The organism is Exiguobacterium sp. UBA3968, assembly GCF_002385115.1.
Classification (GTDB): Bacteria; Bacillota; Bacilli; order Exiguobacteriales; family Exiguobacteriaceae; genus Exiguobacterium_A.
On sequence record NZ_DGCW01000005.1, the window covers coordinates 1,680,221 to 1,693,314 of the forward strand.

Sequence of the window (13,094 nt, forward strand, 5' to 3'; positions counted from 1 at the left end):
ATGACAGTTTGATTACTCGCCTTCCGTCTTGTCTGGTGCAGGTGCGAACTTCCGTTTCAACTTCAACGTATTGGATGAAGAACCGTCGAAGCGAGGTGGTGCTTCTTCTCCTTCTACCAATCCGACCTTCTTGACGATGAAATAGGCACATCCGAAGTTACAGTATTCGTAGAGATAATCAGCCACATGCGAAATCTTTGTATCGAATGTCGCTTTCTCGTGTTGATCCTCATAGAAGCCACGTAGTCGTAATTGACCGTGCCCCCAGTCGCCCACGATATAATCATATTTTTCAAGGACATCGCTGAAACGACCGATGAAGGCTTCTTCATTAAAGCCTTCCCGTTTCTCTTCGACGACTTCATAACGTTCCCGATTGACTTGTATCATTATTCCCACCTCCTGCTGTTCTTATCATAGCATATTCCATTTCTCCTGACAGACGAAAAACCGTCCGAGTCAGCTGCTCGAACGGTCGTTGATCGTTAGTCGATCGGAAGTGCTGTTTTATTCTTTTTCGCTGCGTTGACTTGCTCATCTGCATGATACGATGAACGAACGAGTGGACCAGCTTCACAGTGTGAGAAGCCTTTACCAAGCGCAATCTGTTTCAGTTCAGCGAATTCTTGCGGTGTATAGTACTTGATGACGTCGAGGTGCTTTTTCGTCGGTTGGAGATACTGACCGATCGTCATGATGTCGACGTTGTTTGCGCGAAGATCATCCATCGTTTCGAGAATCTCTTCCCATGTCTCACCAAGACCAAGCATCAAGCTCGACTTCGTTGGAATTTCAGGTGCGAGCTCCTTCGAACGACGAAGGAATTCAAGCGTCCGGTCGTATGTGGCTTTTGCACGAACAGTCGGCGTCAGACGGCGAACCGTCTCGATGTTATGGTTCATAATGTCTGGTTGTGCGTCAATCAATGTTTTCAGAGCTTCGAAATTCCCACCCATGTCTGAAGGTAAGACTTCGATTGATGTCTCCGGGTTCATCCGACGAACTTCACGAACCGTCTCAGCGTAAACGCCTGCTCCGAAATCATTCAGATCATCGCGTGCGACCGCTGTGATGACCGCGTGCTTCAGGTTCATCAAACGGACCGATTCCGCGACACGTTTTGGTTCTTCGAGATCGAGTTCGTTCGGACGTCCTGTCGTCACGGCGCAAAAACGGCACGCACGTGTACAGATACTTCCGAGGATCATGAACGTCGCCGTCCGGCGTACCGCCCAACACTCGTGGATATTCGGACACTTTGCTTCCTCACAGACAGTATGTAGCTTTTTCTCGCGCATCATACTCTTTAATTCTGTGTAGGTCTCATTCGTATTCAGCTTGATTTTCAACCATTCCGGTTTACGTTGGATTTCTCCGCGTCCCATGGTTTCGCTTCCCCCTTCATCCCCAAAAAGTCAATTAAGTCTGCTTTAGTATAACAAACAATCAGGGTTTGCGAACATGCAATTCATTATATTCCGACTTCTCCGATAAGCGTTCAAACAACAAATCACGCAACAATTCAGGCATGAAATATTCTTTTGGCATCTCTTTGATGGCCGGGAATAATGGACCGAACGTAAACATATCCGGCAAGACGACAGAATAATCGCGTGTTAGCTCAAGCGGTTGATGATCCGCCAAACCAGCATAATGCATCCGTCCCATCAACTTTCCTCGGAATCCAAGACCACGAACCTTTAAGTGCTCGAACTGTTCTTTGTTGACTTCATCGAGGAATGTTTGTAATTCCATTCCTGTCATCGTGACTTTACAAGGATTGATCGGATGTGGACAGAGTCGATGTAAATCAAAGGCAGAGACGGGACCTGGTGGAAGCGACCCGAGCAGAATACCGGCTGGTACACAAGCGATATCTGCCTCACACCAGTCGCGCATCGTCTCGACGAGCAACTGTGAAAACGGCGACTCACTGAACCAATCATTGGCTAGACCCGCTGTCTCGCCAATCGGTTCCTTCATCTGTTGTTCCGCCAGATATTGTTCTCGATCGAGTAATTTCGCTGTCGCCTCATCCTCAACGTAATCGTGTAGGGAATGAAGTACTGCTTCTTTCTCACCCGTATCCGTATTCATATAAATCTCACCCGCATACTGACCGTGTTTTCCGGCTTGCGTGATTAAGACACCGTTCTTGACGACACCATCATCGAGGACATGATGCGTATGCGCACCGATGATTAAATCAAGTTCTGGAAAGCGCATCGCAAGTTCTTCATCCTGATAAAATCCGAGGTGACTTAAACAAATCAGGACGTCGACTTCCTGGCGCAAACGTTCGATCTCGCGCGCCGCGACGTCAAATGGTTCTTCGATCGTCCAACCGAGTAATCCGTATAGTTCAATATAAGGTGCCGTCAGACCAAAAACACCGACTTTTCCCGTCGGTAACTCATGAATGACACCTTGCTTAGCGAATGGTGCTTCTAAATTCGAGACAAGGACTGGAAAGTCTGCTTCCGTATAGAGGTCTGCTAACCAGTCGTGCGGAAACGTAATCCCTTCATTGTTTCCGATCGTCACAGCAGTCGGCATCAACGCGTTCAATAAATGCGTATTAATTTTTCCTTTTGTCGCTTCCGTCGCTGGATCGACACGGTCAGCATGATCGCCTAAATCAAAAACAAGCGAATCATACGTCCGGTGTTCCTTGACGAATGACATGTAGCGAGGCCACATGTCGAAGTGTGAGTGCAAATCATTATAGTGAATGATGTGTAACTTCATGCAGAAGCCCCCCTTGATGATTTAAAACAAAGAGATTTGTCGCGGCGCGAGTTCATAGTCGAGATCAAGAATTTCGATTAATCGTTTCGCATTCGGGGCAGCATCTCCTGCTGAGTTGTTATTGAAAAAGACATAGACATCCTTTGCTTCCGCTGCAACGTCGCGGACGTGACTTGCAAGTTCCTGTAGCTCATCTTCTGAGTAACGATAGAGACAGCGGACTTTTCGCCAATCGTCACTACTTTGACCCGGTTTCTTTAACCAACCGGCCTTGTTTCGTCCATGTAATCGAATGAATGCCGTCTCCTGCGTCACGACAGGTACGAATGGTACGGAACCGTCTTCCGTCTGCGGTTCATCACAAATCGTATGGATGAACTGATGTTCCTTCAAAAAACGGAGCGTCCGCTCACGATAGGCTTCCGAGTACCACGATGGATTTCGGAATTCGATCGCGACTGGCAGTCCAGCAAGCGATTTTCGGATCGTTTGCAAGTATTCCAAGTGCAATTTACTGACATCGAACCATGGTGGAAGTTGGACAAGGATTGCCGCAATTTTTCCACTCTTACGCATCGGTTCAATCGACGTGATATATTGTTCAAAAATTGGTCCGAGCGGATCTTTATTTTCCCGGTCGTGCCCACTCATCGCGCGGTGGACCTTAATGATGAAGCGGAAACCGTCCGGTGTCTCAGATACCCATTTCTCATAGTTTCGTTCTGGTTGAATCGCATAGAACGTCGAGTCGACCTCAACTGCTGGAAAGTGCCCAGCATAGGCAGCTAGTTTTTCTTTTCGATCTTGCGGGGTCAAGTAGAGACTATCATGATCTCCCCAGCCCGTGACACCGATATATATCATGCTCTCTTCCCCCTCGCGTGTTCTATTCTACCTATTCATCATAGCATAGCAGAATCCAGGATTTCTTCTTCAATGCTTCCTAAGCAAACACTCTTTTTTCAGAAAAAAGACATCCCTCTCCTCCCTACTCATGCAGGAAGGAAAAGGATGTCTAGTTAACGATTTTCATTATGAAGCAGAAGTCTGTGCCTCAACGATTTTTGGAGCAGGCGCTCTTCGTTTCGGTACCGGAACGATATAGTTACCGTAGGGCAATAGACTGATGACATACGATACAGAAATCGAAGCTGCAAGCGTGACGATCATCGCACAAACGAACATACTCGCAGAGTCGAAGTAAGCAAAGAGATCTGTTCGACCGATTCCGCGGATGACGAGCGGATGAATCAGATAGATGCCCATCGAATGTGTTCCAATCGTTTGAAAGAGTCGCATTGCTGTCGCATCTCTCTGCACATATTGAAAAGCATAATTCAAAACGACAAGAACGAACGGGATATACACGAGGTTCGCAAGATTCGTAGAAGTATAAATTCGGTTCAAATCAATACTGACCCAAATATCAACTAAAATCAATCCACTGATGAGCAACAAGATCGTCCGATGACGTTTTAGAATCTGTTGTATTTCTTCATAATAAACAGCGTATGTAATTCCCATCATGAAATACGCGATCCAGTTAAGTAAGAAAGAGCGACTGTTGACGACTTGATTGAGGAAGTCGTTATTCGTCGTTAAGCTTCCTGACGTCAGCCAGAAATAGTTGACGCCCATCGCAACCACTGTTGCAACAAGTAGCATGGTTCCTTTCTTGAATCTTACGAGAAATGGAAAGACGACATAAAACTGAAGCACAGTCAAAATGAAGTACAAATGGAAGTTCGCCGTTCCATAAAGGAAGTACTCCGATAACGGCACACCCGGCTTCAAACTATCTTCTACATGAAAACGATACACGAGATAGACGGTACTCCAAATCAGATAAGGGATGAAAATTTTAGAAAAACGCGATTTAACGAATGTTCCAAGATTAAATCCTTTGCGCTGGACCATCGACATCAATAGAAAAGCACTGATGATGGCAAAAATCGGCGTACCGATTCGAGCAAACTGGTTGATATAACCGATTGCCTCGTTTGTAAATTCTCCTTGGGAATAATAGAGACCAGCGATGACATGGACAGCGACGACCAAAATTGCCGCAATCGATCGAATGACTGGAATTTCCTGATAAAATTTCATTTTTTCACACCTTAATCAGTTTTATAGATTTTTTACAAAAGTTATTATAATCTATTTTCGCCCATATTAAATGAAAATATCCAAATTTTATTGAATGTCACAAAAAAAAGAATCTCTTTTGAAATAAGAGACTCTTTTTATAAAGACTAGATTTTTTCGTAAGCTAACGCGATACATCCCGATTTAAAGACGTGTGTCTCGACTAACCGTAGCGCTTGTGATTGATCAAACACTGGATACATTCGTTTCCCATCTCCGAGTAGAACAGGATAGATCACAACATGATAGCGATCGACGAGTCCAAGCTCAATCGCTTCAGCAGCAAGCGTCGCTCCCCCGATCGCAATCTGCTTCCCAGGTAGGGATTTTAGTGCTTGAAGTTCCTCGGTAAGCGACGTGGTCGCTAGACGCGCCTTTCCTTCGACAGCGTCGAGCGTTCGCGAGAAGACGATCTTCTCAAGCGCCTGCCACGTTTTCGCATACTCAACGATGATCGGCTCGTCTTCTTGATCCGCTGTCTCCCAGTACTGCATCATTTCATACAAACGACGTCCATAGACATGGGTATCGAACGCTCTCTCATAATCGTTGAAGTACTGATGCAGTTCCGCATCCGGTGAAGCGAAATCGATGCTGCCTGACGCATCCTCGATATAACCGTCAAGCGAGACTTGAAAGGAATAAACGATATCACGCATAGTAACCCCTCCTTTTTCACTCTATACCCGTTTTCCTCAAGTCATGAAAAAACTCCCTCATCCGCAGATGAGAGAGTAAGACGAATTATCCGATTGAACCTTCCATCTCGAACTTGATGAGACGGTTCATTTCGACCGCATATTCCATTGGAAGTTCTTTTGTGAATGGCTCGATGAAGCCCATAACGATCATTTCCGTTGCTTCCTCTTGTGAGATCCCGCGGCTCATGAGGTAGAACAATTGCTCTTCCGAGACCTTCGAGACTTTCGCTTCGTGCTCGAGCGAAATGTTATCGTTGAGGATTTCGTTGTACGGAATCGTATCCGACGTCGATTGGTTATCCATGATGAGCGTATCACATTCGATGTTCGAACGTGCACCTGTCGCTTTACGTCCGAAGTGAACGATACCGCGGTACGTGACTTTACCACCGTGTTTTGAGATCGACTTCGAGACGATCGTCGACGATGTGTTCGGTGCTAAGTGAATCATCTTCGCACCCGCATCTTGGTGTTGACCTTTACCTGCGATTGCGATTGACAATGTCATACCACGTGAACCTTCACCTTTGAGGATGACGGCTGGGTATTTCATCGTCAGTTTCGAACCGATGTTACCATCGACCCATTCCATCGTTGCGCCAGCTTCACAGATCGCACGCTTCGTAACGAGGTTGTAGACGTTGTTCGCCCAGTTTTGGATCGTTGTATAACGGCAGTAAGCGTTCTTGTTGATGAAGATCTCAACGACCGCTGAGTGAAGCGAGTTCGTCGTGTAGACCGGTGCTGTACATCCTTCGACGTAGTGAACCGATGCTTCGTCATCAACGATGATCAACGTCCGCTCGAATTGACCCATGTTTTCCGAGTTGATCCGGAAGTAGGCTTGAAGCGGCGTGTCGACCTTGACGCCTTTTGGTACGTAGATGAACGATCCACCTGACCAGACCGCTGTGTTCAAGGCTGCGAACTTGTTGTCTGTTGGCGGGATTAATTTTCCGAAGTACTCACGGAAGATATCTTCGTTCTCTTTTAAGGCTGTATCTGTATCTTTGAAGACGACACCGATTTCTTCGAGGTCTTCCTTCATGTTGTGATAGACAACCTCTGACTCGTACTGAGCCGAGACACCTGCCAAGTATTTTTGCTCTGCTTCTGGGATACCGAGTTTGTCAAACGTACGTTTGATTTCTTCCGGTACTTCATCCCACGATTTCTCTGCACGTTCAGACGGCTTAACGTAGTAAGTGATATCGTCGAAGTTCAATTCTGAGAGATCGCCACCCCACGCTGGCATTGCTTGTTCGTTGAAGATCTTGAGTGATTTCAAACGGAAATCAAGCATCCATTGTGGTTCTTCCTTCATTTTCGAGATCGTTTCGACGACTTCAGTCGTCAAGCCACGTCCAGAACGGAAGATCGAGATATCGCGATCGTGGAAACCATATTTATAATCGCCAATTTCCGGCATGTTCTTTGCCATGTTCATTTCCTCCTCTTACTTGCTTGTGACCGAAGTTTACTTCCCTTCTTCTACGCCGCGTTCGAGCGCCTTCCAGGCAAGTGTCGCACATTTGATGCGTGCCGGGAATTTCGTGACACCCGAGAGTGCCTCGACGTCCCCGAGGTCGAACGATTCGTCGTCATAGTCTTTTCCTTGGACCATGTCCGAAAAGATATCCGCGAGTCGTAAGGCTTCTTCGATAGTCTTACCTTTGACGAGTTGCGTCATCATTGAAGCAGACGCCATGCTGATCGAGCAGCCCTCCCCGTCAAATTTCGCATCACGGACGACATCGTCTTCAATCGCGAGCTGGAGACGAATCGTGTCGCCGCACGTCGGATTGTTCATGTCGATCGTGACGCCCCCCTCGATCGCACCGCGATTTCGGGGAGTTTTATAGTGATCCATGATCACTTGACGATACAAGTGATCGAGATTGTTAAAATCCATGACTGAAATACTCCTTCGTTTGGCGAAGTCCTGTCACGAGTGCGTCAACCTCTTCTTTCGTGTTGTAGAGATAGAAGCTAGCGCGAGCCGTCGAGCTCGCTCCGAGCCAACGCATCAAGGGCTGTGCACAGTGGTGACCGGCGCGAACCGCGATTCCCTGCATATCAAGGACGGTTGCGACGTCATGTGCATGGACATCACCGAGATTGAACGTGACGAGTCCAACGCGTTCTTCCGGACCGTAAATCGTGAGTCCGTCGATGTCACGCATTTGTGCCATCGCATACTGCGCGAGTTCACGTTCGTGTGCTTCGACGTTCTCTAGACCAATCTCTTCTAAGAAATCAATCGCTGCCGATAAACCAACGGCACCTGCAATGATCGGTGTACCCGCTTCGAAACGATATGGAGACGGTTTGAACGTCGACTCTTCAAGACCAACGTAATCAATCATCTCACCACCGAATTCGACCGGTTCCATCCCATTGAGTAATGCCTTTTTCCCGTAAAGAACACCAACGCCTGTCGGACCACACATCTTGTGTGCGGAGAAAGCGAGGAAGTCACAATCGAGATCCGTGACATTAATCCGTTGGTGTGGTGCACTTTGCGCAGCATCGACGACCATGACGGCACCACGAGCGTGCGCAAGACGAGCGACTTCTTTGATCGGATTGATTGTACCGAGAACGTTCGAGACGTGTGCCATCGCGACGATTTTCGTCCGGTCAGACAGTTGTGCTTCGACCGCTTCGACCGTCACGCGACCATCCGCTGTCAAATCAACGTATTTCAACTTCGCTTTTTTGCGTTTAGCGACTTGTTGCCACGGAATGAGATTCGCATGGTGTTCGAGGTACGTGACGACGATTTCGTCGCCTTCTTCGACATGCTCCATGCCGTAGCTTGACGCGACGATGTTGATCGCCGTCGTCGTGCCGCGGGTAAAGATAATTTCTTCATGGTGTTGCGCCTGGATGAAACGACGAACGTTCTCACGCGCACCTTCGTACGCATCCGTCGCTCGTGTTCCGAGCGTATGGACGCCACGGTGCACATTCGAATGAATCGTCTTATAGTAGTCGTCAATCGCATTGATGACGACGAGCGGCTTCTGCGAAGAGGCCGCACTATCGAGATAGACGAGTTTCCGGTCGTTGACCTGTTGGTCGAGGATCGGAAACTGATTGCGGATGGATGCATCGATTCCCATATTAGTTTACTTTCCCTTCGATGACTTGAACGAGACGTTCTTTCACCGAGTCAATCGCAAGTTCCGAGACGACTGGCTGGAGGAATCCGTGAACGACGAGGCGTTCTGCTTCCTTCCGTGAAAGACCACGGCTCATCAAGTAGTAGAGTTGTAGTTCATCGACACGACCGACAGATGCCGCGTGTCCTGCCATGACGTCATCCTCATCGATTAAGAGGATCGGGTTTGCATCACCACGTGCCTTTTCCGACAACATGAGGACACGTTCCGTTTGAACGCCGTTTGATTTCGAAGCGCCGTGATGGATCATCGACGTTCCGTTGAAGATTGATGTTGCTGCGTCTTTTTGGACACCGTGGATCAAGATGAAACCTTCTGATCCTTTACCGAAATGGTCCGTACGGACGTTGAAGTTTTGTTTTTGCTCTCCACGACCGACCGTAACGGCTTTCGTATCTGAGAACGAATCGTTTCCGACGAGGTGTGTTTTTGTTTCTGTGACCGTGTGACCGTCATTCATGTGACCGAGTGCCCATTCGAGCTTCGCGCCTTGTTTGACGACACCGCGACGGTTCATATACGTGATGGCACCCTTAGATAGTGTATCTACACCACCAAAGAGAACTTTTGCGTTGTCTTCGACGAATACTTCTGTGACGACGTTGACGTTATGCGCTTCGTCACCGTAAGAGACGAAGTTTTCGATATACGTCAATTCGCTGTCAGCATCTGCAACGATGATTGCGTGATGGTAAAGGGCAGCGCCTGATTGCTCAAGCGTGTAGATTGCTTGCATCGGTACAGACAGCTTGACGCCTTTTGGTACATAAAGGAACGTACCGCCGTTACGAAGTGCTGCGTTTAATGCCGCAAGACGATCTTCGTTGACTTGAACACCTTCCGTCATGAAGTACTTCTCGACGAGTTCCGGGTGTTGTTTTAATGCGTCTTCGAGCGTCGTGAAGATGACGCCGTTCGCCGCTTCACTGTTTTGCGCGTGGACGAGTTGTCCGTTACGCGTGACGAGCATATGATCACGGTTTTCGCCGATCAATGCTTCGATATCTGAAGAAAGACCAGTGACGGTTTCAAGTTCCGTCGTACCTTCTGTGAAGTTCCAGCCTTCGATCTTGATTTTTTCTACTTTTGGCAATGCGAGCGTTGGGGCAAGATCAAGCGCGTCTTGACGCTTTGCGACCATCCAAGATGGTTCCCCTAAGCGAGTCGCACGTTCTGCCACTGCCTCGCGATTTACTGCAAGATTCAGTTCTACAGTCATCATGCTTCCTCCCTCGTCTTACGCTTTTGTTTCGATTTCGACGTCTTCGATGCCGAGTTCTTTTTTAACCCAGTCATAACCTTCTGCTTCGAGACGATGTGCGAGTTCTTTACCGCCAGACATGACGATTTTTCCGCCCATCATGATGTGGATGAAGTCTGGCTCGATATAGTTCAAGAGACGTTGATAGTGCGTGATGATCAAGCAGCCGAATTCAGGTGAACGCATTTCGTTGACACCTTTTGCAACGACTTTAAGTGCATCGATATCAAGACCTGAATCGATTTCATCGAGAATCGCGATTGCTGGTTTAAGCATCATCATCTGAAGAATTTCGTTACGTTTCTTTTCTCCACCAGAGAAACCTTCGTTGAGGTAACGGTGTGCCATTTCTGAAGGCATCTCGAGAAGACCCATTTGTGAATCAAGTTCACGGATGAATTTCATGAGTGAGATTTCATCGCCTTCTTCACGACGCGAGTTGATTGCTGAACGAAGGAAGTCTGAGTTCGTAACACCACTGATTTCGCTTGGGTACTGCATTGCGAGGAACATACCTGCTTGTGCGCGTTCATCGACTTCCATGTCGAGGACGTCTTCGCCGTCGAGTGTGACTGAACCAGATGTCACTTCGTACGATGGGTGACCCATCAATGCTGATGCGAGTGTTGATTTACCTGTCCCGTTTGGTCCCATGACCGCGTGGATTTCCCCGCCTTTGATTTCCAAGTTGACGCCTTTCAAGATTTCCTTGCCGTCGATCGCGACGTGTAGATCTTCAATCTTCAAGTGTGAAGCCTTCATGTTAGAATCCCTCCATCTATTCATTTCGTGACTGACGATTCAGAACACGAGCGTTACTAATTTAGTATCATTCTAATCTTAAAGAAACATGGCGTATTATTCAAGCGTCATCGCTCGTTGTTTTTTCTCAAAATCATGCGTTTTGTTGAGAATCATTCGAAAGTTTCACCGGTTCCTCCAGTTCCTCGATCGTCGAAGTCCGATGAATCCGTTGTGACAGTAGGAGCAGTGGTATTCCGAATAATGTCAAGCCCGCTAAAATCCCGAAAATCGGTAACGGACGGTCCGCTCCATATAAACTTAATAAATGTCCGCCGGCAATTGGACCGATTGATTGTCCGATCGACGTCAAGCCCATTGCCCCGAAATAACTGCCCCTTAATTCCGGCTTCGCAAAGCGATCAGTCAAGATGTCGGTCATCGTGAACATCATCACTTCCCCGCACGTGAAGATGAACATCGCGACGATCATCCACCAGATCGCGTTTGCATTCCCCATGACGAACAGTCCGATCGCAACAGTCGCAATCCCGGTCGTGATCGAAACGAGCGGTGACGTCTTGACGCCGAACTTCATGATCGGATACTGCACGATCAAGACGGTGATCGCATTGATCGTGATCAAGATCGCATAGAGTGTCTTCCCGCCTTCAAGGAGTGACGTCTCCGTCAAGAACTGAGGCAAGGTCGAATTGAACTGGCTGTAGCCGAAGACCCCGAAGATGATGCCGGCGAGTGCGAGCGTAAAGGCGATATCCGTCCGCAACAGACGAACCGTCGCTCCGAACGAGACCTTCTTGCCACCATGCGTCTCGGTGATTGGATGACGTTTAAATAAGAATCCAATCATCACCCCGTATGCCATATAGACGAACGCCGTGATGTAAAACGTTGCGGACGTATTCCCCGCACTCAGCAGTAAGGCAATTCCTGGTCCGATCGCAGCTGCGATGTTGATCATCGCGTAACGAATGTTGAAGACGAATAACCGATTTGCTTCGTCCGTCGTATCACTGATCAAGGCACGAGCGGATGGTTCGAAAATCGAACGACAGACTCCGTTCAAGGCACTGAGGATGAAGAATGCCCAGAACGTCTCGACTTGCGCGAGTGCGATGAAGACGATCGCGAACCCGATCGTTCCGGCAAGCATCATCGCCCGGCGACCATACCGGTCCGACAATGTACCGCCGATGAAACTCATAACGAGACTGGCGATCGCCGAAATACTGAGAACCCAGCCGACATCGACCGGATCAAACTTCAGAACGGTCGTCATGTAGATAGCGAAAAACGGCATCGTAATGAACGTTCCGAGACGTGAGAAAAACGTCCCGAACAAGACCCCGAGTGTCAACGGATGCAGTTGACGTATGCGTTGCATATGATTCCCCCTAACCCCTGTTTCAGACAAATGAAAAGCATCCTTCCATTATATAGGAAGGATGCCGGCTTCGGTGAACTTATTTGCTGACTGGAACGACCGCACCTTTGTACTTGTCGAGAATCCAATCTTGGTTTTTCTTTTCGTGCAGCACGTCAAGAAGTGCTGTGACACGCTTGTCTTTTTCATCACCATCACGTGTAACGATGATGTTGACGTATGGTGAAGACTCATCTTCTGACGCGATCGCGTCTTTCAACGGGTTCAAACCGTTATCGATCGCATAGTTCGTGTTGATGAGGACGGCGTCGCCTTCATTGTTCTTGTAAGCTTGCGGAAGAAGCGATGCTTCGATGTTCGTCTTGAACTTGAGTTTCTTCGGGTTCTCCGCGATGTCACCGAGTTGCGCGTCTGTCGTTTTACCGTCTTTGAGTTTGATTAATCCTTCGTTTTGAAGGAACGTCAAGACACGACCGCGTTCCGCGACGTTTGAGCTCGTTAAGATCGTTGCACCGTTTGGTAACTTATCAAGTGACTTGTATTTCTTCGAGTAGATACCGAGTGGCTCAACGTGGACGCCACCTGCGTTCGCAAACTTATACGATTTGTTTTCTTTCTCTTGTTGCTCGAGATACGGTACGTGCTGGAAGTAGTTCGCGTCGAGTTCTTTTTCAGCGAGCGCTTTGTTCGGAAGCACGTAATCTTGGAACTTCTTGATTTCAAGCTTGTAGCCTTTTGCTTCATATTCCTTTTTGACGTGTTCGAGGATCTGAGCGTGCGGTACGTTCGAAGCACCGATGACGAGTGTCTTGTCGTCGCTTCCTGATGATTTTTCGCCACAAGCAGCAAGACTGATTGCTAAAACGGATACAGCGGCAGTACCTACGAATTTTTTCCAAACTTTCATG

13 protein-coding genes are annotated in these 13,094 nt (G+C 47.9%); all 13 read right to left on the reverse strand.

Going from position 1 to position 13,094, the window contains the following annotated elements; genetic code table 11:
- Positions 1-12: 12 nt before the first annotated feature.
- Entirely contained in the window at positions 13-390 is a 378-nt protein-coding gene (locus B3S86_RS10440; RefSeq protein WP_056062847.1) for a YutD family protein, read from the reverse strand.
- 95 nt (positions 391-485) lie between these two features.
- Positions 486-1,385, reverse strand: coding sequence for a lipoyl synthase (gene lipA, locus B3S86_RS10445; RefSeq protein WP_035406024.1), 900 nt, complete (start codon positions 1,383-1,385; stop codon positions 486-488).
- Positions 1,386-1,446: 61 nt separating this feature from the next.
- Complete coding sequence (locus B3S86_RS10450) at positions 1,447-2,748, reverse strand: bifunctional metallophosphatase/5'-nucleotidase (protein ID WP_035406022.1); 1,302 nt, start codon at positions 2,746-2,748, stop codon at positions 1,447-1,449.
- A gap of 21 nt (positions 2,749-2,769) precedes the next feature.
- Entirely contained in the window at positions 2,770-3,612 is an 843-nt protein-coding gene (locus tag B3S86_RS10455) for a DUF72 domain-containing protein (protein WP_290752231.1), read from the reverse strand.
- A 168-nt stretch (positions 3,613-3,780) separates the two neighbouring features.
- The gene (locus tag B3S86_RS10460; RefSeq protein WP_035406017.1) at positions 3,781-4,854 is read right to left on the reverse strand and encodes an acyltransferase; all 1,074 of its coding nucleotides are present in this window, start codon (positions 4,852-4,854) and stop codon (positions 3,781-3,783) included.
- A 146-nt stretch (positions 4,855-5,000) separates the two neighbouring features.
- Positions 5,001-5,552 carry a dihydrofolate reductase family protein gene (locus B3S86_RS10465; RefSeq protein WP_290752238.1) on the reverse strand — a complete coding sequence of 184 codons (552 nt, stop codon included), beginning with the start codon at positions 5,550-5,552 and terminating at the stop codon, positions 5,001-5,003.
- An 85-nt stretch (positions 5,553-5,637) separates the two neighbouring features.
- Entirely contained in the window at positions 5,638-7,035 is a 1,398-nt protein-coding gene (gene sufB / locus B3S86_RS10470) for a Fe-S cluster assembly protein SufB (protein WP_023469154.1), read from the reverse strand.
- A 36-nt stretch (positions 7,036-7,071) separates the two neighbouring features.
- The gene (sufU, locus tag B3S86_RS10475) at positions 7,072-7,506 is read right to left on the reverse strand and encodes a Fe-S cluster assembly sulfur transfer protein SufU (RefSeq protein ID WP_023469155.1); all 435 of its coding nucleotides are present in this window, start codon (positions 7,504-7,506) and stop codon (positions 7,072-7,074) included.
- Positions 7,496-8,719, reverse strand: a complete 1,224-nt coding sequence (locus B3S86_RS10480; protein WP_290752241.1) for a cysteine desulfurase — start codon at positions 8,717-8,719, stop codon at positions 7,496-7,498. Before B3S86_RS10480 ends, sufU begins: the two co-directional genes overlap by 11 nt.
- Before the next feature lies 1 nt (position 8,720).
- Positions 8,721-9,998, reverse strand: coding sequence for a Fe-S cluster assembly protein SufD (gene sufD, locus B3S86_RS10485; RefSeq protein ID WP_023469157.1), 1,278 nt, complete (start codon positions 9,996-9,998; stop codon positions 8,721-8,723).
- An 18-nt stretch (positions 9,999-10,016) separates the two neighbouring features.
- Positions 10,017-10,802, reverse strand: a complete 786-nt coding sequence (gene sufC, locus B3S86_RS10490; RefSeq protein WP_023469158.1) for a Fe-S cluster assembly ATPase SufC — start codon at positions 10,800-10,802, stop codon at positions 10,017-10,019.
- A gap of 133 nt (positions 10,803-10,935) precedes the next feature.
- Positions 10,936-12,186, reverse strand: coding sequence for an MDR family MFS transporter (locus B3S86_RS10495; RefSeq protein WP_290752244.1), 1,251 nt, complete (start codon positions 12,184-12,186; stop codon positions 10,936-10,938).
- Between the two features lie 79 nt (positions 12,187-12,265).
- On the reverse strand, positions 12,266-13,093 hold the full coding sequence (locus B3S86_RS10500; protein ID WP_290752247.1) for a MetQ/NlpA family ABC transporter substrate-binding protein: 828 nt from the start codon (positions 13,091-13,093) through the stop codon (positions 12,266-12,268).
- Position 13,094 lies beyond the last annotated feature (1 nt).